The sequence below is a fragment of the Vibrio rhizosphaerae genome (assembly GCF_024347095.1).
Classification (GTDB): Bacteria; Pseudomonadota; Gammaproteobacteria; order Enterobacterales; family Vibrionaceae; genus Vibrio; species Vibrio rhizosphaerae.
Window position 1 is genome coordinate 3,427,211 of the sequence record NZ_AP024903.1, and the last position, 24,508, is coordinate 3,451,718.

22 protein-coding genes are annotated in these 24,508 nt (G+C 46.0%); 11 read left to right on the plus strand and 11 right to left on the minus strand.

Annotation, left to right across the window (positions count from 1 at the left end; genetic code table 11):
• Positions 1-53: 53 nt before the first annotated feature.
• On the minus strand, positions 54-1,229 hold the full coding sequence (locus OCV37_RS14890; RefSeq protein ID WP_051680852.1) for an MIX and LysM peptidoglycan-binding domain-containing protein: 1,176 nt from the start codon (positions 1,227-1,229) through the stop codon (positions 54-56).
• A gap of 641 nt (positions 1,230-1,870) precedes the next feature.
• On the opposite strand from OCV37_RS14890, the gene OCV37_RS14895 reads away from it, so the two are divergent.
• The 4 genes from OCV37_RS14895 (at position 1,871) to OCV37_RS14910 (ending at position 3,555) form a co-directional block, all read left to right on the plus strand.
• Positions 1,871-2,521, plus strand: coding sequence for a Rossmann-fold NAD(P)-binding domain-containing protein (locus tag OCV37_RS14895; protein WP_038185374.1), 651 nt, complete (start codon positions 1,871-1,873; stop codon positions 2,519-2,521).
• A 164-nt stretch (positions 2,522-2,685) separates the two neighbouring features.
• A complete protein-coding gene (locus OCV37_RS14900; protein WP_038185369.1) occupies positions 2,686-2,901 on the plus strand; it encodes a DUF4177 domain-containing protein in 216 nt (71 codons plus the stop codon).
• A 1-nt stretch (position 2,902) separates the two neighbouring features.
• Positions 2,903-3,127: a membrane protein insertion efficiency factor YidD gene (gene yidD, locus OCV37_RS14905; protein ID WP_038185367.1), complete on the plus strand. Its 225-nt coding sequence runs from the start codon at positions 2,903-2,905 to the stop codon at positions 3,125-3,127.
• Positions 3,127-3,555: a TM2 domain-containing protein gene (locus OCV37_RS14910; protein ID WP_245609160.1), complete on the plus strand. Its 429-nt coding sequence runs from the start codon at positions 3,127-3,129 to the stop codon at positions 3,553-3,555. The genes yidD and OCV37_RS14910 overlap by 1 nt, the downstream gene beginning before the upstream one ends.
• A gap of 143 nt (positions 3,556-3,698) precedes the next feature.
• Here the strand turns inward: OCV37_RS14910 and OCV37_RS14915 are convergent, their stop codons facing one another.
• The 4 genes from OCV37_RS14915 to OCV37_RS14930 all read right to left on the minus strand — a co-directional run bounded on the left by OCV37_RS14915 (position 3,699) and on the right by OCV37_RS14930 (position 12,908).
• Positions 3,699-4,055 carry a hypothetical protein gene (locus OCV37_RS14915; protein ID WP_157635084.1) on the minus strand — a complete coding sequence of 119 codons (357 nt, stop codon included), beginning with the start codon at positions 4,053-4,055 and terminating at the stop codon, positions 3,699-3,701.
• A 121-nt stretch (positions 4,056-4,176) separates the two neighbouring features.
• Positions 4,177-11,526: an RHS repeat-associated core domain-containing protein gene (locus OCV37_RS14920; protein ID WP_169739383.1), complete on the minus strand. Its 7,350-nt coding sequence runs from the start codon at positions 11,524-11,526 to the stop codon at positions 4,177-4,179.
• A gap of 38 nt (positions 11,527-11,564) precedes the next feature.
• Positions 11,565-11,891, minus strand: a complete 327-nt coding sequence (locus OCV37_RS14925; RefSeq protein ID WP_038185363.1) for a hypothetical protein — start codon at positions 11,889-11,891, stop codon at positions 11,565-11,567.
• Between the two features lie 216 nt (positions 11,892-12,107).
• Positions 12,108-12,908, minus strand: coding sequence for an NUDIX hydrolase (locus OCV37_RS14930; protein ID WP_211252101.1), 801 nt, complete (start codon positions 12,906-12,908; stop codon positions 12,108-12,110).
• 56 nt (positions 12,909-12,964) lie between these two features.
• Between OCV37_RS14930 and prs the strand changes: the two genes are divergently transcribed.
• The 3 genes from prs to OCV37_RS14945 all read left to right on the plus strand — a co-directional run bounded on the left by prs (position 12,965) and on the right by OCV37_RS14945 (position 16,022).
• On the plus strand, positions 12,965-13,798 hold the full coding sequence (gene prs / locus OCV37_RS14935; RefSeq protein WP_038185361.1) for a ribose-phosphate diphosphokinase: 834 nt from the start codon (positions 12,965-12,967) through the stop codon (positions 13,796-13,798).
• A gap of 62 nt (positions 13,799-13,860) precedes the next feature.
• Positions 13,861-15,342, plus strand: coding sequence for a nicotinate phosphoribosyltransferase (locus OCV37_RS14940; RefSeq protein WP_038185356.1), 1,482 nt, complete (start codon positions 13,861-13,863; stop codon positions 15,340-15,342).
• Positions 15,343-15,578: 236 nt separating this feature from the next.
• Complete coding sequence (locus OCV37_RS14945) at positions 15,579-16,022, plus strand: nuclear transport factor 2 family protein (RefSeq protein WP_245609159.1); 444 nt, start codon at positions 15,579-15,581, stop codon at positions 16,020-16,022.
• A 17-nt stretch (positions 16,023-16,039) separates the two neighbouring features.
• Here OCV37_RS14945 and OCV37_RS14950 read toward each other — a convergent pair whose 3' ends face one another.
• From OCV37_RS14950 to ftnA, 3 genes are all read right to left on the minus strand, one after another.
• Positions 16,040-17,227, minus strand: coding sequence for a BaiN/RdsA family NAD(P)/FAD-dependent oxidoreductase (locus tag OCV37_RS14950; protein ID WP_038185352.1), 1,188 nt, complete (start codon positions 17,225-17,227; stop codon positions 16,040-16,042).
• 150 nt (positions 17,228-17,377) lie between these two features.
• The gene (gene uspB, locus OCV37_RS14955; RefSeq protein ID WP_038185350.1) at positions 17,378-17,701 is read right to left on the minus strand and encodes a universal stress protein UspB; all 324 of its coding nucleotides are present in this window, start codon (positions 17,699-17,701) and stop codon (positions 17,378-17,380) included.
• A 66-nt stretch (positions 17,702-17,767) separates the two neighbouring features.
• Positions 17,768-18,295 carry a non-heme ferritin gene (gene ftnA, locus OCV37_RS14960; protein WP_038185348.1) on the minus strand — a complete coding sequence of 176 codons (528 nt, stop codon included), beginning with the start codon at positions 18,293-18,295 and terminating at the stop codon, positions 17,768-17,770.
• Between the two features lie 158 nt (positions 18,296-18,453).
• On the opposite strand from ftnA, the gene uspA reads away from it, so the two are divergent.
• Together uspA and OCV37_RS14970 are read left to right on the plus strand one after the other, a co-directional pair.
• Positions 18,454-18,879 (plus strand): universal stress protein UspA, encoded by a 426-nt coding sequence (gene uspA, locus OCV37_RS14965; RefSeq protein WP_038185345.1) that lies wholly within the window; start codon positions 18,454-18,456, stop codon positions 18,877-18,879.
• Positions 18,880-18,937: 58 nt separating this feature from the next.
• Positions 18,938-19,810, plus strand: a complete 873-nt coding sequence (locus tag OCV37_RS14970; protein ID WP_038185344.1) for a carboxylate/amino acid/amine transporter — start codon at positions 18,938-18,940, stop codon at positions 19,808-19,810.
• Positions 19,811-19,942: 132 nt separating this feature from the next.
• On the opposite strand, the gene OCV37_RS14975 is transcribed toward OCV37_RS14970, so the two are convergent.
• Entirely contained in the window at positions 19,943-20,308 is a 366-nt protein-coding gene (locus OCV37_RS14975) for a hypothetical protein (RefSeq protein WP_038185342.1), read from the minus strand.
• 120 nt (positions 20,309-20,428) lie between these two features.
• Complete coding sequence (locus OCV37_RS14980) at positions 20,429-21,205, minus strand: class I SAM-dependent methyltransferase (RefSeq protein ID WP_038185339.1); 777 nt, start codon at positions 21,203-21,205, stop codon at positions 20,429-20,431.
• Between the two features lie 205 nt (positions 21,206-21,410).
• Between OCV37_RS14980 and asnC the strand changes: the two genes are divergently transcribed.
• The gene (asnC, locus tag OCV37_RS14985; RefSeq protein WP_038185337.1) at positions 21,411-21,875 is read left to right on the plus strand and encodes a transcriptional regulator AsnC; all 465 of its coding nucleotides are present in this window, start codon (positions 21,411-21,413) and stop codon (positions 21,873-21,875) included.
• 39 nt (positions 21,876-21,914) lie between these two features.
• On the opposite strand, the gene tsrA is transcribed toward asnC, so the two are convergent.
• Positions 21,915-22,211: an H-NS-like global regulator TsrA gene (gene tsrA, locus OCV37_RS14990; protein ID WP_038185335.1), complete on the minus strand. Its 297-nt coding sequence runs from the start codon at positions 22,209-22,211 to the stop codon at positions 21,915-21,917.
• Positions 22,212-22,462: 251 nt separating this feature from the next.
• Between tsrA and OCV37_RS14995 the strand changes: the two genes are divergently transcribed.
• A complete protein-coding gene (locus tag OCV37_RS14995) occupies positions 22,463-24,247 on the plus strand; it encodes an aminopeptidase P family protein (RefSeq protein ID WP_038185333.1) in 1,785 nt (594 codons plus the stop codon).
• Positions 24,248-24,508: the final 261 nt, after the last annotated feature.

The following is a 24,508-nucleotide window of genomic DNA, read 5'->3' on the forward strand; positions in this document are numbered from 1 at the left end:
AATCGCAACCCATGGTTGTTTTTACAGAGAGACTCAGGCCGTCCGCAGACCCACTAAACGAGACGGTTGAGACGGACAACCGGAATATCTTTTCTGACTAAATCACGGCTATTCATTGCTTTTATCGTTGTACCGGCAAGATAGGTATCCTGATGAGCATAATAGCTATTCAGTGGATGGTTATAAGTTTGAGGGACTTTGGGAGGCTGGCCAATCAAGTTTTCTTGGTGCGAATCACGCTTTTGAGACTCGATTGTCAGTACGTCGCCAATTTTCAATGCCATCGGGTCAGCGTGATACTGAGGATTTAAATCCAGCAGCGCTTTGGCAGATAAGCCGTAACGCACCGCAATTTCCAGCCAGCTTTCCCGGAGGTTGGTACCGGGAATACGCTGCACGGTATGCAATGTATCGTCAGCATTTTTTTGCTCATTCCGGGTAGGTTGCTCCAACGACCGTAAGACGACCGGCTCACGTGTGATGTCCAGCAATGCCTGCAGATCCAGTCTGACCGCATGTTTATCCAGCCACGTTTCATTCAATGCATCAAGCTGTGCTCTGGTGATCGGTTTTTTCAGATAAAGCAGATGCTGGTTGTGCACATCCCGACAGCCAATTTTCCAGAACACCAGCAATGCATCATGCGCACAAGGGCAACCCCTCGCCTGATTGAGTTTTTCATGGCGTGAAAGCGTGGCATAAAAGCTGCCTGATCCACCCGGCATCAAGTGGTACTCCTGCACCAGCCGCGCCTGATGGAAATGATAAATATAGCCTTCGGTTGGCAGCCCAAGATGATCACCGACCTGAATCGCCGGCTGCACCGGAATAAATGCTTCGCGGACGAAGCCGGAGCCAATCGGCTTGACCTGAATCGGATGCGGCACACTGATCCCCAAAGGACTGAGATCATTAAAGGCCATAATCCGCTTCGGGTCATTGTAAGCGGTATAGTAGGTATAACGGGTACCGTACTCCGTCGAATATTGATTCTGCGGACTGGTCGTCAGTTCAACTTCTTGTCCTTTCAGGGCAAACCCGTAGCGAATCATCGCGCGACGGGATTCATCTGAACAGGCGATTTCCAGATGATATTCGAATCTGACATTCGGGATCTCATCCGGACGTTCAGGAAGCGTCGGCGCGGCACTGTAAGAAGAGGTAGAAAAGGAAGACTGAGAATGATTCGATTCTGCGAGGATATCGGCATTGATTTTTGACTGAATCATACGGGTTCACTGACGTTTCTTATTGATGAGTACTGTACTGTTTTAACCAACGCGAAACAAACGCTACAAGGTGCTTATTCTACACAAAAACCGATGGGAGTATATGTAGTGCTCAGTTGCAATTGCAAAACCTTGAACCAAGGTAGCGATTCTGCGCGCTTTCTATTAAACGTATCAATAATAGCGTCAAAAGGAGCAATAAAGTCAAGAGAAAGCAAAATAACGACAACAAGATGTAAAGAGAGCATCGGGGTCAGGCTCTGAATGCCCTGAACAGGGATAAAATATCACTTGAATACAGAGGTCTTGGCCATGGCATGCCTGAGTCATAGCTGGGTCAGTCTTGACTTATGACCCATTTCTCATCCGGCAATAACAACGCTTTCAACTCCCACAATTGAACATCATGGCTGCATATTCAGGTAAATCTATCGAAGATGTCAGAACACTGAAATCGATGAAAAAATCCAACACATGACTACTTTTTCAAATTTGTACTTTTTCAAATTTGCGTTCACTTTTTTTGCTATAGGTACCATCAACCGATAGACCCATACTTGGATAACTTCTACACTCATATTCAAGGATTGGCTGACCCAAAAGAACGGACAGAAACAGACATCATAACCAAGGAGAAATCAATGGCAGGCAAACGTCATATTGCGATTGCAGGCGCATCAGGTCTGGTTGGCAATGCGATTCTACGCAACGCGCTCGAGGATCCGTCGATCGAAGAAGTTCATGTGTTATGTCGTCAGCCCCTGACAGTCAGTCACCCCAAATTATTGGAACATCAGGTCGATTTTCAATTGATTCCCCCCTTGCCAGAAATCAACGAAGTCTATCTGGCGGTCGGGACGACCATGCATCAAGCTGGTAGCCGGGCAGCATTTCGGGCAGTCGATTTGACAATCAATTTAGCAGTCGCACAAGCGGCACGGGCTGCGGGCGCACAACGCATCGGGCTGGTCAGTGCCATGGCAGCCAACCCCAAATCACCGTTTTTCTACAATCGCGTTAAAGGTGAGCTGGAAGCTGCCTTAACCGATCTATCTCCGGATGGTTTGGTCATTGCTCGCCCATCGATGCTACTGGGAGATCGAGAGGCATTGGGACAACCGATACGTGCGAGTGAAACGCTCACCAGATATGCCAGTCGGGTAGTCTGGCCGCTGATTCCACAGCACTATCGTCCCATCCAGGCGCAGAAAGTGGCGCGGGCACTGTTGCACCATGTCCCTACCACTGACCAAACCATCATTTTACGCTCCGGGGAGATGCAGACTGCTTAAAACGCTGATCACATGGTTTCGCTATCATGAACGACTTCAGTGAAATGAGATATGAATAACTCGGGTGAATATCATAAAAACATATAAATCACATCGTTAGTTGTTGATAAATCAATCATTCTTAGATAGCATGCTATTTTCTATTAAATAGATTGGTAATCAACATGGCTCAATATAAAGAATATAAAGTGGTTCACATCGTAGAAGGTGGTTGCGGTACAATTTTACTCGGTTCAAGCGGCTTGCCGGTACAAAAAATGGAAGCCGATCTGAATAAGTATGCCGCCGATGGCTGGCAAGTTGTCTTTCAGGTGATTGAACAGAAACGTTTTATGCTGTTCTGGAAACGTGAAGCAATTCTGCTGACTTTAGGTCGCTAATTTGCTGAAGTTTATCTCTCTGCATTTGATCCGCCTTTACCAACGTAAAGGCGGCTCTAAACAATTACTCAATATTGAATGTAACTTCGAACCAACCTGCTCGGAATACACCAAACAATGCATTGAGAAATACGGCGCCCGAAAAGGGTGGAAGCTCGGACTTGCCCGCATCAGACGTTGTAATCAGCCCGATTTGGTCGAAAAAATTTATGACGAGGTGCCGTAATGAGTTCCCTGATGAACTGGCTTGAACCCCAAGAACAACTCGAAACCAGAGAAGAACAGCTGCGGAAACAGATCAATGCGCTGTCTGATACGGAAAGAAAAGCCTTTTATCATGAGCAGTCCAAGCTCATCAAAGACCCCGATAATTACGCGGTACTCAACTATTTCTTTCTCGGTGGTGTGCACCATCTGTATCTGGGCAGATATAAACGGTTTATCGCGGAACTGGTTCTGCTGATCATTGCTATCTTGAGTTTTATTCTCGGTGGCAGCGGACTGGGTGTCCTGATTCTGATCGCTTTATGTGGCTATGAACTGCCCCAGTTATTCCTCTCGCAGAAAATTGTCCGTCAGTACAACGAAGCTATCTCCAGAGAACTTTACGAACAGATTATTCATAGCGGTTCACCGCATCGCGATCACCATTGAGAGCACAGCTGTCACATCAGTTTTGCATCTGGTGTGACTGACCTTCAGGCTTTTCCCCATTAACCACATTAGTACTTATGCAAATAAAAAAGCTTCAAGTCAGTGACTCAAAGCTTTTATCTAAGACAAGGGAAATAAAACCGTTACTGATTAATCACTCGCACACCGTAAAGTAGCGGAACGCTGTTGGCACGGCAGGTCGTCATATAAATCTGTACTTTCTTATTCTGAGCCTGTGCCGTGAGTAATATCGAAGACCAAGTCTGAATCCAGGCATTCATATCACTCGGATCATAGACAGCCAGTTTCTCGGTTGCCGCACATACCGAGGTGACTGGTGGTTTATCAAAAGTAACCCTCAACTGAGCCTTAGCAAATCGACCTTCATTTACACTGACCGATACATCTTTGACCGTCAACGGCTCGGTCCAAGCTCCGGCAAATGCGGTCGAAGAAAGTAGCAGACCGCCGAGCAGTAGTATTTTTTGTAATTTCATCATAGTTCCTTGCTTTATTATCAGTGGCCACTGTGTCGCATGTCTGCTGGGCCTGTTTTACAAAATTTCATTGATTATTGAGTGTAACGGCGGTACGCGATGTACCGCCGAGAGATTCATAGGGTTAGCATTTTCCATACGCTGAACAGTAAGGATGGTTTTTATCCAGTCTGAAGATCGGCGGATAAAAACTGAACTGACTGTAAGGGCTGGGAATCAGTGAACCGGGATTAAAAATGCCGCCGAGTACACCACCACTGACGCCATCATGCATTCCATTGGTCACCGTGACGCCCGGCCCACCGATATTGGTAGCCGGTAATGCATAGACATGGGCGCTTGATGCATAACCACGACGAACCAGATTGGTTGAACGCAACGCGCCGAGGCTATGACCGATCTCGATCCGCCGCCCTTCCGCCTGACGAATAAAACTCCGTCCTACGGCATCGATTTCTCCCTGGTAGCCAAGAATCGTGTCATTAACATCCCAGAGAACGCCCCACATGCCATGTTTATTCCGGGTCGTAAATCCGTAAATCTGAACACCTTTGTCATCGATTTGTACCGTATCCCCCGCGACAGCCAAACCAATCTCTGAGTTTAATTGCAGTAAGATATTCGCTTCATACAGGCTCAGGCCTAACTTATTCGCATAATGCTCTACCCGCGTCTTCCAGTAATAGTTTTTCGCCTCCACCACGGCATTCGCAGCAACTTGCCCGAAGCTACCGCCCAAACCATATAAGGCAAAATTGGCAATGGTCGATTGTTCACGGCTTAACGTTGCAGAAGTGACAAAAGAAATCGTCCCCCGCACAGAACTCAGCGGATTTCCGACACCATAGATTCTCGCGCCGGCATATGAAAACGCCCCGGCCCGGAATGCGCCACTATATGAACCGGTATATCCCAGTGTCGATGCAGCGGCATAGCCGGCACATCCGGCCGGGCCACCCACGACGCAGGCAGCCGTCTGTAACACCGCGTTCAGATATTTCACCTTGGCCACCCCTTTAAACACTTCCCGGGTGACTTTCTTCAGGCCTTTACTGATTGCTTTTCTGATCTTTTTCCAGAAATGACCCGACGGATCGTAATACTTCATCGGGTTATTCATTACATAGCTATAGCGGTTATAGGACTGACTGTGATCGGGAGCCTGAATATAGGTGTCCGCACTGAGGAAACGCGCCAGCGTGGCATCGTACACCCGGGCATTCATGTGAATCAGCCCGACTTCTTCGATCTGTTCGTGACCGGTATAGCCCCGGTTTTGCATCAGTGCCTGCGGGACATTTTGTGTCTCTTGCTGCCACGCAAATGGCCGGACTTTACCCCAGGCATCATAGTTTCTGCGCTCAACGACATTGCCCCACATATCAGTCATCAAATCGATGGAATGCAGCGCATCACTATGGCTGTAACGAATCTGACGATCCACCGAGGCCGCGTTGCCTTGACCATCGGTTTTGGTCACATCAACATTGAGCGCCACCAGACGGCCGTCAACATAGATAAACTGCTTATGCCGGATATTACCGTCCGCACCTTCAACTCGCTCATACACTTTGCCCAGATACCATGTTTTCTCACCCTGATGATTCTGTTTAAAGTAGCGCTGACGGGCTGAATCGTATTTGAACGCCACCCACTGCTCACCCGATGTAATCCGCTCAGGTTTGTTGAATCCATTCCAGTCAATGGTCCGCCCGCCACCAGTAAGCATGTTGCCGTTGGCATCATAGGTATAAGTATTGTTACCGGCACGGGTGACCGCGTGAGCATGCTCGGGATCAGCATAGAAATAACGACCGACATCGGATTTATAGGTAATGTTGCCTTCCGCGTTATATCTAACCGTATAATCCTTATTAAACAACGGATTATCCTGATGCTGATGATTGGTACCCATGAGACGATTTTTAGTTAACCGGTCCTGTTGGTCATAATAATATTCGTCACGAATATTATTGATGGCATCATAACGAGACGTGACATTATCCATTCGGTCATAGGTATAGTGCAGAGAGCGAATGGACTGGTTGCCCTGAAGTGTCGTGATATTGAGCAACTGACCACTGTCCTCCTGATAGTCGTACTGGTTGGTCAGGCCATTACCGTAAATTTCCGCAGTAATACGGCCTTCCGCATCGAGATCACTGAGCTTCCAGTAACTGAGCTTGCCTTGGGCCGGCGCGGCATCTTTTAACGACTGTAACAATAGAGATTCAGTACCGCTTTCCTCGCCTAAATTCCGGTAGCGTTGCGAAACCAGTTTGACCTGTTTGACCAGTTGAACCAGTTGGTTCGCCGCCTGTAAGTAGCTGGTTGCTTTGCGGTGGGTGTGATCGGCCACATATTCGAGGCGGCCGATATCATCAGCTAACACGGTCAGACGACCAAACATCTCCCGGACTCGCTGGTCGTATAACGGGTCATCCCGATCTAATGTAAAACTCACCAACCCGGCACCGTTGTTGTCCGCATAATGGCCGTAATAAGCAATCTGATTGGCGGCAATTAAGCCGGATTGAACGCTTGCCCATTCCGCTAAGCTCACTTTGCGTAACAGGTTGCCCTCTAGTTTGAGGTGGAATTTCGGTTGCTGAACCACGGTAATCGTGACCGGAGAATTGATCAACACAGTCCGGCCCGGCACTTTAAAATAGCGCTCGCCATTTTGATCGTAAAATGCTTCCAGCGCCCGGCCATGGAGCTCGGCGTACATTTGCTGTGCAAACTGCTCATTCTCCGCAACACCATCGGCAGAAATCACGTGGTCTTTCAGCGCCAGATATTCTTCTTCACGGGCCTGATAGAAATGTTGTTGTCTTCGGAGCTCTTTGGCTTTACGCAGATAATCACCGGCCCGGGCGATCGCCTGATCAATCAATGGCCGAATCACGCGATCATATTCTTCAGCACTAAAGTGAATCTGAGCCTGACTAATATCACCCCAAATTTCGGTATTAATCCCCGTTTGCGCATCCCGTTGATAGTTGAGCGTAAACTGATTCGGCCGATGCTCGGCAATCAACAGACCAAGGTTGTTATATTCAAACTGACGACTGAGTGTCTGGTCTTCATTAATCAACTCTTCTTTGCTGGCTCTGCCGATAGCATCCACATAAAAGTTCTTAATCAGCTCACCTTTGACCTCACTTTGCAGCAGTGCCCCATTCCATTGACGGGTACCGGTTGCCGTTGCCACCGAGTCATAATGCCATAGCGTTGTTCGAATCTGTTTCTGCTCACCCTGCGCCGTAGCTGTGATGGTCTCTTCGTTACTCTCGATCATCCGCCCCAACGCATCATACTTCATCGTCGTATGCTGACCTTTGGCATCCGTCTGACTCAGGAGGTTGCCAAATCCATCGTAAACATAACTCCAGACACCTAAATCCGGATCGCTGCGATAAATTTCTTTCCCCTGCACATTGTAGCGAGACTCACTCATATTCCCGGTTGCACTGATCACCGACTTCAGCATGCCATCGGCATAATATTCTTTGGTGAGACTGCCGCCTGCGGGCTCCAGCTTCTGAATCTCCCATCCCATCACGTTGAGATAGGTGGACTCTTTTCTGCCTTTGGCATCAATCTTAGTGGTGACGAATGGCTGATACTGGTAAGACACCCAACTCAGGTCTTTCCCTGCCGGTCCCGGCTGAGAAACGGTATGAATGCGACCCAACTGATCATAACGGGTATACGTATACTGTGGGACATCACCGGCGTAATAAGGACGTGTGACCGCACTCACCTGTCCCAACGGGGTATACTGATGATTCACCAGAACCCATTTACCATGCAGCGCCCGGTGAGCGTCACGGACTTTACGCTGCAACATGTCGTAAAAAGCAACCTGTGTCGCCTGCCCCGGCGTTTCAGAAACCACACAATACACGGCATCGGACGGTTTAATACCACAGCGGTTATCGGATGCCGGCAGATACCGATACTGAGTTTTAATAAACCCGGTTTCAGCCTGCTGCCAAGACTCGGTTTTGCGCCCTAAACCATCGAGATAAACACGCGATTCAAGCCCGTTCGGATCCCAGTTGGTCATGACGCCGTTTAAACGGTCTCTGACGGTTCGGCTTTGATGTCCCAACGGATTGGTATGGGTTGCCGTGGTTAGATTTTGTGAATATGTCAGGGTGTGTTTCGATTCCTGACTAACCTGAGCACCATTTTGTTGTGCCGTGATTGTCTCTGATTCAACAACCCCTTCACTGTTATAGCGGTATGTTTTGGTGACCGCCAGTGCATCACCGGGATCGCTGACTTCCTTCACGACTTTCCCGGTCAGCGGATCATAACTGAATTCAGCAACATGACTGATTTGACTGCCGTCAGTATGAATCTGGGTGGTTTGCGAGCGAGTCAGTAACCCCAACAACCAAGAGGAAACATGATTACTAAACTGATTTTCAACAACCTTACGGTAAGTATCTGTGGCTCCGGTAACCGGATTGAGCCCCTGTGTCAGCGTGGTTGTTTTACCAATATTGCCATAGTCATCAACCTGCTCATGGCTGACTGTCGTCGTCATCAGAAGGTTTTTATCCAGATCATAACTTTTATCACGCTGCTGCTGCATATAAACCTGATAACTCCGGTGCTGAGTCATCTGTGGGGTATTATTGACCAGTTGCTGATACTGATCGCGAGCAATGATCTGAGTGGTGGCGGTTTTCTGCTGTCTTGCCAGTTTATGTTTGAGCGCATCATCCACGGCAGACAAGACAGCCTGCGATCCCTGCGCCAGTTCAGGAACCGACGCTAGATTTTCAACCAGATAATATTGATCGTTCGGTTGGATGATCGAGATAATGACCGGCCCCGGGATCAGCAACGCGGTATCCGGCTTTTTGGCATAAGTTTTATCTTGATATTCGATCAATTCATAGGGCTGCGCGAGCGCTGCGGCTGCCTGTTGAATCTGCTCCTGAGATTTTGGTCGTACCCATCCCTGCCGTATCACCGGGCGATGTTCATAGTGGGTATCCGACTCATTCAGCAGCGTCAGATGACGGAAGTTCCAGAAGTTTGCCTCACCACAGACACGACAGTTGTCATCCAGTTGATCCGCATTGCCAAGAAACGTTTGACGATGCTTTTGATTCTGACTGTAAGGAAACGCGGTGTAAAACTCGATATATCGGTTGCGGTTGTTTTCCCCGTTCACGAATTCACGCTGTTGAATCCACTCAAAACCGCCGGAACCTTCGCCTTGCGTATCATATTGATACGGCCCATACCGGAACACATAACTGGTGGTCCCGCTGCCATTCTCACTGTCCAGCCGATAAGCGACCGGATGAGCCAGCGAAAGATTTTGTTTGGGTAAGGTCGCTGGTTGAATCGCGGAACGATCTGTATGTTGGCCGTAAGCACCAAACCATACCTGTGATGTATGACCTAAACCGTTGGTCACTTTGGACAACAATAAAGCCCGGTTGACGAGATTTTCAGCCGTCTTACAGACCAGTAATCCCCCTTTATCGGTACAAAAATCCAGTTGACCGTCATGGTTCAGATCGGCCCACCAACGCTGGGTGCTGCCCCATGAATCGACTTTAAACTGATAATTTTCTTTGTTGATATTGGTACAGAACACCTGAGAGCCGCTGCCACGACAGAAATCAATCACCCCATCCTGATTGAGATCCTGCCACCAGCGTTTATTCGCATCTCCCCAGTTGCCATTCCAGTCCGGCCCTCCGACCAAAACCAGATCATTACTTAAGCCGGACACATTACCGTGAGTCCCATAAGAACAAGTCAGGTTCTTCTCCTGACCGGCTTCATTTTTGGTTGCCCGGCACAGATCCATAGCTCCGTCGCCATTGATATCAACCCACCAGCGCTTATCTTTACTGCCGGTATTGGCCAACGGGAATACACGAACGCGCTCCCCTTTGACCTCGCTGGCGTTCAATAACGTACATTTGACAAGATTGGCACTGACCCGGCAGAAATCCTGACTGCCGTTGCCGTCGAGATCAACCCAATCAATGTCACTGTTCGCTTCCCAAACCAAGTGATTGAGGCGAGTGGTTTCCTGCCAGGTATAAGTGGTCTCATCCTCTTTTTTCAGTTGACTACAGACCAAGTCATCATCGATGCGTCGACAGAATTCAGGGTAGCCATTGCCATTAGTATCCACCCACCAGCGGTACTCTTTTGAACCAAGCGCCGGTAACGGGTAAGTCTGGGTGGTTTGTTGACCATTGGGCGAGAATTCGGTGCAAACGAGCTGGTCTTTATCATTACGACAGAATTCACTCTTGCTGTTCCCATTGAGATCCAGCCACCAGTGAGCATCACTGTCCCCCCATTGAGTAATGGGATACGCCACCGTTTTGTTATCACCAGCGACATTGAAATGACAGTGCAATCCGCCGGTTGCGGTTTTACACAGATCAAGCTCACCATCACCATCTAAGTCAATCCACCATGAACGGGACTGATTTTTCCAAGCGGCAGGAATACTGTTATTACCCCAGTTCACAATATTGCTGTTAACTACCTGTCGATTAAAATAAACATTTTGCTGTTTGGGTTTCGGCACGGCATGCCAATCGAATTGGGTCTTAGGTAAGCACACATTGTCGTGATCACAATATTGAATTGCGCGCACAGTCTGTGTATCGATTGAAGAACTTTGTTCACCGGTCGTCGCCTGATAAGTGAACTGATAATAATTGGCCAGTTGCCCGCTGGTTTTCAGCTCAATCCGGGACAAGCGTTCCCCTGATTGATCCGTTTCACCATTTTGACTGAAGCGAGAAAGTTTAAATTGGGCATTTGCCACGGGTTCGTAAACAAATGCAAGTGAATAGATATCATAGTCGACCTGAGCGATCGTCCCATGCGTTGTATAGCTGTATTTGACTGGATTCTTACGGGATGTGTTGGTTACTTCACTCAGTAACCACGCACGACTTTGCGGATGATAACGATAGGTCATCCGCTCACCACTCTTACTCTGGGAAATAAAGATGCTGTCTGATGCCAATGCATTACCGTTCAGGGAGACACGAGTAAAATCATCCTGTTGTAAAAAATAAACCGAACCATCTTCACCACGGACACCATCTGCAACAATCAGCCGATTGCCATCCATACAGAAATTATCCAGACGGCTATTTTCAACGGGACGAAATTGCTCATCGGTAAAGAACTGACTGCCACAGCGATAAATCGAAGAAAGTCCGGCAATATTGAAACCGACACCAAATGCTGAGTTCGTGGCCCCCTGACTGGAATACTGCATCGCCAGTTGTGGTGTATTACCGCCACGACCTTCCGGCAATTGAATCGGAATCTGATAAGAGGCAATCCCTTGGTGAACACTGAGTTCTCCCGGTAAAGTACCGACCGTTTCAGTGATAGAGGCTGCTTGTACATATGACGCAGATACAAAAAACCCCAGACCTAACAAAAGGCCAATCCGTTTATTCATACTTAACCCACTTAACATTTAATACAGCGAATACAGCGCTACTTTTCTTGACTTAACTGGTGTAGCTCTTGCTCAAGTGATTCAATTTTCTGATCAATATCTTGGTCGGATAGCGTCTCAGTCGCCGATAACGGCTGCTCATGAATCAGCGCCTGCCGTAACTGTTTCACCTGAACCTGATGATTTAATTTTTCTACGGTCAGCGTTTCTGTATTTGGCGGTAAGGTATGATTTTTTTCGGGGAGCGGATGACCCAACTCAACAGCAGAGCGGTTGGGTAACAAAAGGTTGATACCGGTAATCACAGCAACCAGCAATAAAAGCGCCAACACCCAGCGAACCGCCGTTATTTTATGATTTATCATGAATTATTTATCAGTACCTGAAGCCAAATCGCGGATAACATACAACTTTATTACGATAATCATTAGCACACATATGCAAAAGGATTAATTAGATCACAAAATATTTAATTCACACATAATATTCAATTTCTGTATCCGTGGTGACTAAAAACAACGATTGATTGGATTGTTAGTCAATCGCTGAATATTGAAGTCGTTCAATACTATGTATCTAAACTATGTATCTAAGTTTCTGATAAACGTGAAGTCCCTCGCACCATCTTTCAGTCTGTAGGTCATGGACGGACGTCCTTTTCCTTCTGCGGCTCTTAGTCCCACTTCTTCAACCAAATTTGCTTGTTCAACACGGCGACGGAAAGATTTCTTTTGAATAGGCTTATCAATCAACACTTCTAAAAATTTTTGCAACTCAGATAAGGTAAACGTATCGGATAATGCGTAGGCAGGTATCATCGAATACAATGCTTTTTGCTTCAGTCGCTCCCGCGCTGCTTGCAGAATATCAAGATGATCAAATGCTAATTCCATCACCAAAGCCTCGTTATACGCCATCCAACGGGCTTCGGACACATTCTCAACAAAACTCTGGCATGCTTGAAAAGCAACCAATGCCGTATAAGCAATCGTCACAGACCAACCGCGAGCATCCCGATGATGATTTCCCACACTCATCAGCTGTTCAATATAAGGTGCATTCACACCGGTTTTTTCACGCAACTTTCTCTGCACTGTGTCTTCTAAGCACATATCTTTACTTTCATCGACAAAGCCGCCCGGCAATGCCCATTTCCCCCTTTCAGGATGTTCACTACGCTGCGTGAGTAAGATGAGTAACTCGTCATCATGAAACGTAAAGATGGCGGCATCGACAGTGATAAGCGGTGCAAGGTATGAGCTTCGGTCATAGTCGCGCAAAAATTCAGCCTCAGTTTCTCGCATACATTCCCCCATAGCATCAGAAATTTTTATCATTATAAGCAAAATAGTGTCTTTAGGACAAAAAATAGATTGACACATATAGTGTCCATAGGACACTATATAAACACCCCGAAGATAATAGCGAGTATGTCAAGATGAACATTCAAATAAAAACCGATAACAATCAAATCCTAACAACGAATTTCCTTACCTTTTCGGGTGGTGAAAGACACGTTCAATTATCGGATACTGATGTATCACCATTCTCCTGCATCACCATAGAAGCCCGTATTCAAGACACAACTGACGTCATGGATTTACTCTTACTTGTGAACGCACTTCAGCACAAATTCGGGCAGAACACACCGATTCATCTCACCCTGCCTTATTTACCTTACGCACGTCAGGATCGGGTCTGTGCCGCCGGACAGGCCTTTTCTTTGGAAGTCTTTGCCGGATTATTAAATTCAATGGCATTGCGTCGTCTGACTGTCTGGGACTGCCATAGTCAGGTAGGTATAGATTTAACCCAAGCGATTAATATTACACCAGAAAAAATCATCGCTACGCATTCAGAATTAGTTGAACAATTAACATCAGACAATAGTGTCTTGGTTTGTCCCGATCAGGGTGCAAAGGCACGCTGCACAGCGATTCAAGAATATTTCGCCCTGCCATCAATGGTTCAATGCTACAAAAAACGCGATTCCAAAACCGGACATATTACAAAAACAGAAATTGAAGCACCAAGCCTGACCGGTAAAACCGCAATTATTACCGATGATATCTGTGATGGCGGCTTTACCTTTATCAAAATCGCAGAGCAGCTGAAAGCCAAAGGTGCCAGCCAAATCATTCTGTATGTCACACACGGAATTTTCAGTAATGGTTTCCAAGTATTCGATGGTCTTATCGATAAAATTTATACCACGGATAGTTTCCCGCAAAATGCAGACAATTCGATGATCAACGTTATCCACTATTCGTAAACAAGCCACCAGAAAATAAAACGAAGCTAATCATAAAAAGAGTGAAACAACCGGAGTATTTTATGAACCCACTAACAGCGATTGATTTTTACAAAGCCGACCACAGACGCCAATATCCCCAAGGAACTGAATACGTGTATTCTAACTTTACACCTAGATCATCACGTCTCGCTCCTGTCTTAGAAGGCTTTGATGAACGAGTTGTATTTGTCGGATTACAGGGCTATATCAAACGCTTCTTAATCGAAGCATGGCGTGACGGCTTTTTTAACCAGCCCAAAGAAAAAGTGGTAGCTCGGTATAAACGCCGTATGGATACATCGCTCGGTGAAGGCGCAGTCCCAGTCGATCACATTGAAGCACTGCATGACTTGGGCTACCTGCCTCTGGAAATCAAAGCATTACCTGAAGGCAGCCGAGTTAACATAAAAGTCCCGATGTTTACCATTGTGAACACACTGCCCGAGTTTTACTGGCTGACCAACTATCTGGAAACCAGTATGAGTGCTGAAATCTGGAAAACCTGTACAACAGCAACCATCGCTTATGAATATAAACGCCTCTTAACGGATTACGCCGATCAAACCGGTGCCCCACCAGCATTTGTGCCATTACAAGGACACGATTTTAGTTTTCGCGGCATGAGCGGGATTGTCGATTCAGCACAGTCTAGTCTGGGGCACTTAACAAGCTTCATTGGCACAGACTCGGTGACAGCGATTGATTATGCTGAGGATTATTACAATGCAGAAGGTGTCATCGGTGTCTCCGTACCTGCGACAGAACACAGTGTCATGTGTATGGGCACCCAAGAGGGAGAGATTGAAACATTTCGCCGCTTAATCACCGAATTGTATCCCCGCGGCGTGGTCAGTATTGTTTCCGATACCTGGGATTTTTGGCAGGTGATTTCTTCTTATACCAAGACATTAAAAGAGCTTATTCTGGCGCGTGAAGAAGATGCACTAGGATTAGCGAAAGTTGTCTTCCGTCCAGACAGTGGTGACCCGGTTAAAATTATCTGTGGGGATCCAGATGCCAAACCGGGAACACCTGAATATAAAGGCGCTGTGGAATGCTTATGGGATATCTTTGGCGGTGATGTCACCGAGCGCGGTTATAAAATGTTAAATTCCCGGGTCGGTCTTATTTACGGGGACTCCATTACCTTAGAAAGAGCCCAAGCGATTCTCGAAGGAATGAAGAAGAAAGGCTTTGCCTCAAATAATATCGTGCTCGGTATTGGCAGCTACACATATCAATATTTAACCCGCGATAACTTTGGCTTTGCCATGAAAGCAACTTGGGGCCAAGTCAACGGTGAAGGCAGAGAAATATTTAAAGACCCGAAAACAGATAACGGCACCAAAAAATCAGCACGTGGCCTGCTGCGGGTCGAAAAGACAGCCACTGGCTTTGAACTATTTGATCAACAAACCGCAGAGCAAGAACAACAAGGGGAATTAAAGACCGTTTTCAAAGATGGCGTTCTGGTTTCAGAACAAACGCTGATGGATATTCGAGAGCGGCTGACCACTCAGTAAAATAAGCGCCGAATTCAGGATTGTGTCAGATGACCTTTTTGACACAATCCGATGAAAAAGCAGTCAGGTTGACCATGCTATTCGAGCGGTTTATTTCGAAAGAGATTTTTACGAAATAACTCATGTTTATTTTGAGTTATGAGCGGCATAGTGTGTTACTGTCATTGTGTTTTTATTTTATGAAAAATCATAAAGATAATATCTGCTGAAAAGACACTGTTGTAGGTAAAACGAATATGGATGTAGGAACAATGATGAAAGAAGACGATTTAGTTGCGCTAGTCATTAAGTATTTCGAGAAAATAGACGCAGGTGATCCGAGTTATCTGGATCTATTCTCAGAGGATGTTGATTTTTTCTTTCCTAAATTTGGACAGGCGAAAGGAAAGAATGCCTTAGTTGCGTTCGGCAATAGAATTGGTAGCTCGTTGATAAGTATCTGGCACGATATAGACGGTTTTCAAATCACAACGGCAGGAAACAAAGTCATTGTTGAAGGACAAGAGGGTGGAGTCATGAGTGACGGAACCCCCTGGCCGGACAACAATGTGTCCACGGGTCGTTTTTGTAGTGTATTTGAGTTTGATGGAAACATAATAAGTCGTATGTATGTGTACGTCGATCCTGATTTTCCGAGTCGAGATTTGGAAAGAATTGCTGTGCTGTCAGAGGGAAAGTAACGCAGCTTTGCACAGCATCACACCCACTGTCCGGCAACCCAGCCGGACGACCAGCACCACTGGAAATTATATCCGCCCAGCCAGCCGGTGACATCCATCACTTCACCGACAAAGAACAGGCCGGGGACGGATTTACATGCCATGGTTTTCGAAGAAAGCGCATCGGTATCGACCCCACCCTGTGTCACTTCTGCGGTGCGGTAGCCTTCCGTGCCGTTGGGTAAAACCTGCCAGTGCGTCAATGTTTCAACCAGTGCGGCCATTTCTTTACTGTTGAGCTGCTTGAGCGGCTTATCCACCAGCTCGCCTCGCTCAATCAAGACTTCAACCAAGCGTTTAGGTAACACCTTCGCAAGGGTATTTTTCACACTTTGGTTGGGGTGTTTGGCACAGGAACGATTCAGCAATTGCTCGATATCCTCGTCCGGTACCAGATTCACCGTGACGTTCTCCCCGGGTTGCCAATAAGAGGAAAGCTGCAACACCGCGGGGCCGGAAAGCCCCCGGTGCGTGAAAAGCAGCGCTTCTTTAAATGAAGTGCCATTTTCAGCGGTGAGAACCGCAGGAACAGCAATACCCGACAACTCGGCAAACCGATCTTTTTCTTCTTTGTGGAGTGTAAAAGGCACCAATGCTGCTCTGGTCGGCAAAACCTTCAGACCAAACTGTTCCGCAATTTGATAGCCGAAAGGCGTTGCACCCAGTTTCGGCATCGACAATCCTCCGGTTGCAACCACCAGCGACTGGCAATCAATGATCTCTGACCCGATGTTCAGGCGAAAACCGGTTTCCGTTTTCTCAATGGTTTGAATGTTAACCTGATAGCGCTGTTCAATATTGGGTAAATCACACTCCCTGAGCAGCAAATTAACAATGTCTTTCGCGCTCTCAAGACAGAATAATTGCCCATGATCCCGTTCTTCAAACTCGATACCATACTGAGTAACCAAAGAGATAAAATCCCAGTTGGTATATTGCGATAAAGCAGATTTAACAAAATGAGGATTGCGACAGAGGTAATGGTTCGCAGAGACATCATAGTTGGTGAAATTGCAGCGTCCGCCGCCGGAAATCAAGATTTTCCGTCCCGGTTTTTTACCGTGATCGACAACCAAGACGCGTCGTCCCCGTTTGCCAGCTTGCGCAGCACACATCAACCCGGCAGCTCCGGCGCCGATCACAACGACATCAACTTGTTTGCTCATTCTCATCTCACCAAAATCAAACGATCGCTATAAATATAAAAGATACGAAAAAAAGGATGTGCCAGTCAGCACATCCTTCATCGATAGAAACATGATTCTAACGTCAAGCGCGTTATTTTACCAATCAAGTGCCCGACGTTGAAATTCTCTCTATAAAATAAGCGAGGTAACCATCGTAATTCCGACAAGGGCAGATGAAAGGATAAAGAGTTGCCTCACCCGTTCACATTTACCTGTAAAGACCGTGTCGTGATGATGGAGGTACTCTTTACTTTTGATGTAATGAAATAAACGGACCTGTTTATTCATATTACCGTGAGTAGTGAAAAATCCGGGACCGTCTACTTGCTGATACAAGAGAGGATGGGCTTCACGCATGATATAAATCAATGCCCGAAGCGCTGTTAGGTACCGCGCAACATTAACCAGTGTCACTCCCATGAGTGCGAATAAGATCGTATCTTCGCTGATCATCTTTTCCTCCCTACATCTTCACTTGGATCTCAAAGAAAAAGACAATCAGCAGTGATATTTCTGAGATTACCCGGCTTGAGAATCCATAACAGAAGATGAACCTTCATTAACCATGTCTGCTAAATCTTTGTCGATGAAAAACAGGGCTTTGCCATCTTCACCAACCAGCTCTAACTTATCTAAAATCCCTTTAAATAGTTTTTCTTCTTCATGCTGCTCAGCGACATACCACTGAAGAAAATTAAAGGTCGAGTAATCTTGGGATGTGAATGCTACATGGGCCAACTTATTAATTTTTTGCGTTATCATTTGCTCATGTTCATATGTTTCGCGGAAAACCTCCCCTAAACTTGTGTAGTCGTGTTTGGGCGCATCAATCGCACCGAGAATCGGCAGCGCTCCTGTCTCACTCACATAAGTAAACAGACGCTGCATGTGCTGCATTTCTTCCTGAGCATGAGAACGAAGAAACATTGCTGCACCTTCAAAGCCTTTATCTTCACACCAAGCACTCATTTGTAAGTATAGATTGGATGAGAAAAATTCGAGATTAATTTGATCATTTAGTTGATCAACCATAGCTTGTGCTAGCATAACGTTGTCTCCTGATTTAAGCTCATATTGATTGAAATATAGCACCTTCAACACTTTATCATCTTCTGTCAGAGAAGTGGAACTGAGATCATTACGACAATTTTTTTTTCAGGGCGATGCTAAAGTGAAACCATCAGATATGAAACGGAGACGGTACAATGAGCTATAAACATATCTTAGTCACAGTCGATTTATCTGAGGAAAGCCGAGTTTTAGTAGATAAAGCTGTTGCGTTGGCAAAACCTCTTGGAGCAAAATTGTCTTTTATTCATATTGATGTGAATTATGCCGAGCTGTACACCGGGCTGATCGATATCAATCTGGCAGAAACACAGCATCAATCCATGGAAATGTCACAAAAGCATTTGCAAGAAATCGCAACCCATGCCAACTATCCGATTCATCACACCTTGGTAGGTAGTGGTGATTTAGGCCATGAGATTTGTGAAACGATCAAAGAATACGAAATCGATCTGGTTGTCTGTGGCCATCATCAGGATTTTTGGAGCAAACTGCTTTCCTCAACCAAACTTCTCATCAACTGTTCTCCGGTTGATATGCTGGTCGTGCCACTCAAAGACTGACGAATAGGGAAAACTTCGCTAGACTCTGGGCCATTATTGATCATTTTGAAACGATTATATGGCTTACCTTTCTGTGATTACCCTATTGTGGGCTTTTTCGTTCAGCCTGATCGGTGTTTATCTTGCCGGTCAGGTTGATGCTTGGTTCTCCGTCCTCATGCGTATTGCACTTGCGAGTCTGGTGTTTTTACCATTTCTGAAATTCCGCCAGGTTGCTCCCTCACTGATCCTCAAACTTATGGCCATCGGTGGCATCCAGCTTGGTTTGATGTACTGCTTTTACTACCAATCTTTTCTCTTGCTCAGTGTCCCTGAAGTGCTGTTATTTACGGTGTTTACCCCGATATACGTCACATTAATTTATGATCTGCTCAAAGGGCGCTTTTCTCCCTGGTATCTCGTAACAGCTATTGTGGCCGTGTTAGGGACAATCGTGATTAAACGCACGGATGTGCAAGAAGACTTTTTAATCGGGTTTTTGGTCGTTCAGGGGGCGAATCTTTGCTTTGCGATCGGTCAGGTCAGCTATAAGTATGTGATGGAAAATCAGGACACCAAACTCTCTCAGCACACCGTATTTGGCTATTTCTATCTCGGTGCACTACTCGTTGCGGCGATCGCGTTTCTCCTTTTGGGACATCCGGATAAACTGCCAACAACGTCACTGCAATGGGGTATTCTGGTCTATCTGGGGTTGATCGCTTCAGGGGTGGGATATTTTATGTGGAATAAAGGGGCTTGTCTGGTGAATGCGGGAGCTCTGGCGATTATGAATAACGCATTGGTCCCGGCTGGTCTGATTGTGAATATCTTGATTTGGAACCGAGAGGCTAACCTGCTGAAACTGATTCTCGGTGGCGCAATCATTATGTTGTCACTCTGGATCAATGAAACTTGGGTCAAACGTAAAGTGGCACAACAATACTCATAGCAACACACGTATCATAAAAATTACCGAACACGTACGGGAAAGCGGGGGGCTGTAATCATCCTTACCCTTCTTTCCCGGCATAGGTTCAGGTTTAACAGCCGACAACGAATGTAAGTAATCACTTACAATGACTCAACCGGCGATTTTTTCTAGCTTCTTCTGCACTTTCCCCGACTCTTTACGTAGTTTCTTGTGCTGCCGGATAAGTTTTTTAATCTGCTTTCGGGCCTTTTTATCTTTGAGCTGCTTTTTGAATTGCTTGAGCACTTTCTTATCCCAGACCGGCATCGCAACATTCAGCAGTGGTCGTGGCTGTTCGACAGTGATCGGCTGATGCGTCGGGGTCGGAAGTGCCACGGGTTTACATAAGTGAAAGCGTTGATTGGCACTTCTCGCGCAGGAAAGACAGACAAACTGAGGCGCACTCACCAAATGATGAATCTCTCCCAAAGTATGTCGAATTTCACGTCGATCGAATTTACACAGACGCTTGCTCATTGTTTATCTCAACAAAAATAATAATTATTCTTAATTAGATATACAAAGCAATCGTCCGGGAATCAAGAAAAATACTCAGGCACAGTGCCAATACGTGGTGAAATGGTTGTTTCTTGTTTGTTATTTCTCGTCCATGGCTGCATTGACATACACATCAAAGCGGTTTTTCTTGGTTTCGATGGCCATCGTCGGGCGCTGCGCATCAAGCCACGGAGCATAGTCAGGACGCTTCACGACCACTCGTTTTTTTGCTAAACGCAGTGCTGGCATTAACAGAGCGTCAGCATCGTCATCAGCACCGACCAAAGATTGAAATACCCGCATCTCTTTCTTCACCAACGCGGTTTTCTTCTTATTCACCGGGTGAGGGTACATCGGATCCAGATAAACGACGTCAGGCCGGATATGGTGCTCAAGATTGTCGAGTGCCCGGTGACTACTCTCATGCAGTAATGTCATTCGCTCAGCCACCCATGACCCAATCTCAGTATCGGCATAAGCTCGTCTTAACCCGTCTTCCAAGAGTGCTGCAACCACAGGGTGACGCTCCACCATCAAGACATGGCACCCTAAAGAAGCCAATACGAAAGCATCACGGCCCAAGCCAGCCGTTGCATCAAGGACAACCGGAATGACACCTTTATTCAGCCCGACCGCTTTGGCTATCGCCTGCCCTTTTCCACCACCGAATTTACGCCGATGCGCAACAGCCCCACCAACAAAATCAACATAGATCGCGCCCAACTTGGGCTCATCCAACTGACGCAACTCTAAGCGTTCGTCAGTCAAGACTAAAGCAAAGGCGCTGCCCGGCGTATGCTCAAGCTGCCATCGCTCCGCAATTGCGTCGAGAGTTGGCTGTCCGTCACGGGACTCGGTTAACAACTGTAGTGACAAAAAGACTTTCTCCTCTGAATCAAGCCAGCCAAGAGTGTGGTATACATGAAATCGACATGACGCTATACATCATTTGACAATTTGAGTGATAGAATAGTTTGCTGTGATATCGATATAATCTGTAAACCGCTGAACACCACGAAAGACTTCCGGGTGCTCAGCATCGGTTTCCTATAAAAAATAAAAGCTCAAACAAGGAATAATCATGCATCCCAATACGGCCAAACTCGACGATTTGGATCGTGCCATCCTCAAAATTTTAATGGATGATGCCCGAACGCCCTACGCAGAAATGGCAAAACAATTTAATGTCAGCCCGGCCACAATCCACGTTCGCATCGAAAAAATGAAAAACGCGGATATTATCCAAAAAACGGAAGTCGTCGTGAACACGAAAAAGCTAGGCTACGATGTCTGCTGTTTTATTGGCATCAATTTAAATGCCGCAAGAGACTACCACTCAGCGTTAGAAAAGCTGAATGCGCTCGATGAAGTTGTCGAAGCCTATTATACAACGGGGGCATACAATATATTTGCAAAATTAATGTGTCACTCAATTGAAGAACTTCAATACGTACTCATTGATAAATTGCAAAGCATCGATGAGGTTCAATCAACTGAAACATTAATTTCATTGCAAAACCCCATCAATAGAAATGTTATCCCGTAAACAACGGCATAAAAACCGGAAAAATTAAAGTGACTTTAATTAAATAGCACTATTCTTTTTACTTAAATAGTTCAGCAGCTCTTCAGCAGAAATACCTTGGGCCGCTAAATTTTTTGCCATGCTTTCAACTTGTTCATATTTGCGGGATTCGATCACTTGCTCAAATTGGTAAACCAAGTCACGTAAAACAGGAACAGATACTTGTTTAGCAGCACTGCGAATACGCTCACTGCTCTGGTTGCCCAATTCACTGAGCAACTTTCCAAACATCACCTTCTCTGGTGTTTCATCAAGCTGCTCTAAAATTCGAGCCATTTCATAAGTTGTCATCGACATATGTGATTTCCAAGAAAATATTATAATGTTAAAGATATGCCTAAATAATCATCGGGCACGAACATATCAATAATAATACGTTTCGCAGCCGATTGGTTGATATTTATTCATATAGAACATCACATCCGATGTCCTATATGAATAATGATACTTATCATTCAAAATTGCGAGCCAAGCAAAAAAAGCGTAGCTTATTTCAAAATCACTCACCGGTAGCATTTTACCATTGACTACAAAAAGGATAACAACAGATGCAAGGTCATATATCTGAACGAATATCAAATATAAGAAGCTGGCTCAAAGAAAACCAACTTGATGCGCTGATTGTTCCTCATGAGGACGAATATCTGGGAGAGTATCTACCCGTCCATAACGAACGTCTACAATGGCTGACAGGCTTTACTGGTTCTGCGGGCGTTGCCGTCATTACTCAAGAGCGAGCTTCAATTTTTGTTGATGGTCGCTACACGGTTCAAGTTACCAAACAAGTTCCAGAGACAATATTTGAATATCATCATCTGATTGAAGAACCCTATCTCGATTGGATAATAGACCATCTTTCCCCAAGCAGTAAAGTCGGATTCGATCCGCGTCTTCATCGGGCTCTATGGGTAACACATGCCCAACAAAAAATCGCGGGGAAATTTACGCTGTGTCCACTTCAGGATAACCCAATTGATCAGTTATGGCAGAACCGTCCAGTACCACTTTTTTCGAAAATGTGGTTAATGGACATCAAACAATCAGGTCAGAGCAGCGAGGACAAACGCCAAGCTATCGCGGATATCCTCAGAAAAAAACAAGCACATTGTGCACTACTCACACAATCAGACTCAATCTGTTGGTTACTGAATATTCGCGGCCAGGATATTGCCTGCCTCCCGGTCTTACTGACTTATGCCATTATCTATGACGATGCCAGTGTCGATCTTTTCATCGACCCACAACGAGTAATTGAAGACTTTGAACCCCATGCCGGACCGGGCGTCAGAATCTGCCCTCCGGAGACACTTGAACAGTCACTGGCAAACTTACAGGGCAAGCAAGTTTTACTGGATCCCGACACCAGCAACGCTTGGTTCAGTCTGACATTACAAAACGCAGGCGTCTCTATCATTCATGGTGCAGATCCGTGCATGCTACCGAAAGCCGCGAAGAATACCAGTGAAATTGCCGGCATGAAAGCCTGCCACATTCGTGATGGTGCCGCGATGGCGAAGTTTTTATCTTGGTTGGATCAGGAAGTTGCGCAAGGCCATCTGCACAATGAAGCCACCTTATCGGATCGACTGGCAGAATTCAGACAAGAAGATCCGACTTTACTGGACTTTAGCTTTAATACCATTTCCGCGGCCGGCAGCAATGCGGCAATGTGCCATTATAATCATCTCAATCAGCCAACGCCCGGACAGCTAACACCAGACAGTTTATATCTGGTCGATTCTGGTGGCCAATATACCGATGGCACGACCGATATTACCCGGACCATCGCGATAGGAACGCCCTCTCCGCTGATGAAACAGCAATTTACACTGGTTTTAAAAGGGCATATTGCACTGGCAAGTGCGCGCTTCCCACAGGGAACATCCGGACATCAGTTAGATGCACTGGCACGCCAGCACTTATGGGCGCATGGCTATGATTTCGATCATGGGACGGGTCATGGTGTTGGTCATTGCCTCAACGTTCATGAAGGACCACAGCGCATCAGCAAAGCACCGAATACCGTGGCTTTACAACCGGGGATGGTTGTCTCCAATGAGCCTGGTTATTACCGTGCGGATCAGTTTGGAATTCGGATCGAGAACCTAGAACTGGTTACACCGGTAGAGACCCAAGGTGATTTTAGTGTACTGGGATTTGAATCTTTAACACGTTGTCCGATCGACCAACGTGCCATTGACCGATCACAGCTCACCGAAACAGAAATCCAGTGGCTCAATAACTACCACCAGAAAGTCTGGAATGATGTTTCGCCACTCGTCAGTGGTGATGTCAAAACGTGGCTCAAACAAGCAACTCAGCCTCTCACTTAAACATCTTTTTCCGTCATTCCTCAAAGATAAAACAGCCGACTCAGTCGGCTGTTTTTTTACATTTCCTCAACCCATCAGTTAGACCACTAACTAGTTTATCTGGAACAGCAAAAAACCAATTAGATCACTAAACAATTTAATAATTACAACTATCTGTTTTTAAAGGATAAATAACCATTACCCATCCTTTAAAAGGATAATTTGATTGAAAAAAGATTTGAAATCAAATCATTTTGTGTGTTACTTTTTTTGTTAATTAAA

Bases quoted from the DNA above. Each gene is read 5' to 3' on its own strand.
- OCV37_RS14900 (WP_038185369.1), top strand. From the start codon at position 2,686: ATGGCTCAATATAAAGAATATAAAGTGGTTCACATCGTAGAAGGTGGT.
- OCV37_RS14950 (WP_038185352.1), bottom strand. From the start codon at position 17,227: ATGAGCAAACAAGTTGATGTCGTTGTGATCGGCGCCGGAGCTGCCGGG.
- OCV37_RS14920 (WP_169739383.1), bottom strand. From the start codon at position 11,526: ATGAATAAACGGATTGGCCTTTTGTTAGGTCTGGGGTTTTTTGTATCT.
- tsrA (WP_038185335.1), bottom strand. From the start codon at position 22,211: ATGTCGATGACAACTTATGAAATGGCTCGAATTTTAGAGCAGCTTGAT.
- OCV37_RS14890 (WP_051680852.1), bottom strand. From the start codon at position 1,229: ATGATTCAGTCAAAAATCAATGCCGATATCCTCGCAGAATCGAATCAT.
- OCV37_RS14995 (WP_038185333.1), top strand. From the start codon at position 22,463: ATGCAAGGTCATATATCTGAACGAATATCAAATATAAGAAGCTGGCTC.
- OCV37_RS14930 (WP_211252101.1), bottom strand. From the start codon at position 12,908: ATGTGTCAATCTATTTTTTGTCCTAAAGACACTATTTTGCTTATAATG.
- OCV37_RS14940 (WP_038185356.1), top strand. From the start codon at position 13,861: ATGAACCCACTAACAGCGATTGATTTTTACAAAGCCGACCACAGACGC.
- ftnA (WP_038185348.1), bottom strand. From the start codon at position 18,295: ATGCTAGCACAAGCTATGGTTGATCAACTAAATGATCAAATTAATCTC.
- asnC (WP_038185337.1), top strand. From the start codon at position 21,411: ATGCATCCCAATACGGCCAAACTCGACGATTTGGATCGTGCCATCCTC.
- OCV37_RS14970 (WP_038185344.1), top strand. From the start codon at position 18,938: ATGGCTTACCTTTCTGTGATTACCCTATTGTGGGCTTTTTCGTTCAGC.
- uspB (WP_038185350.1), bottom strand. From the start codon at position 17,701: ATGATCAGCGAAGATACGATCTTATTCGCACTCATGGGAGTGACACTG.
- prs (WP_038185361.1), top strand. From the start codon at position 12,965: ATGAACATTCAAATAAAAACCGATAACAATCAAATCCTAACAACGAAT.
- OCV37_RS14915 (WP_157635084.1), bottom strand. From the start codon at position 4,055: ATGATGAAATTACAAAAAATACTACTGCTCGGCGGTCTGCTACTTTCT.
- OCV37_RS14975 (WP_038185342.1), bottom strand. From the start codon at position 20,308: ATGAGCAAGCGTCTGTGTAAATTCGATCGACGTGAAATTCGACATACT.
- OCV37_RS14910 (WP_245609160.1), top strand. From the start codon at position 3,127: ATGAGTTCCCTGATGAACTGGCTTGAACCCCAAGAACAACTCGAAACC.
- uspA (WP_038185345.1), top strand. From the start codon at position 18,454: ATGAGCTATAAACATATCTTAGTCACAGTCGATTTATCTGAGGAAAGC.
- OCV37_RS14945 (WP_245609159.1), top strand. From the start codon at position 15,579: ATGGATGTAGGAACAATGATGAAAGAAGACGATTTAGTTGCGCTAGTC.
- OCV37_RS14895 (WP_038185374.1), top strand. From the start codon at position 1,871: ATGGCAGGCAAACGTCATATTGCGATTGCAGGCGCATCAGGTCTGGTT.
- OCV37_RS14925 (WP_038185363.1), bottom strand. From the start codon at position 11,891: ATGATAAATCATAAAATAACGGCGGTTCGCTGGGTGTTGGCGCTTTTA.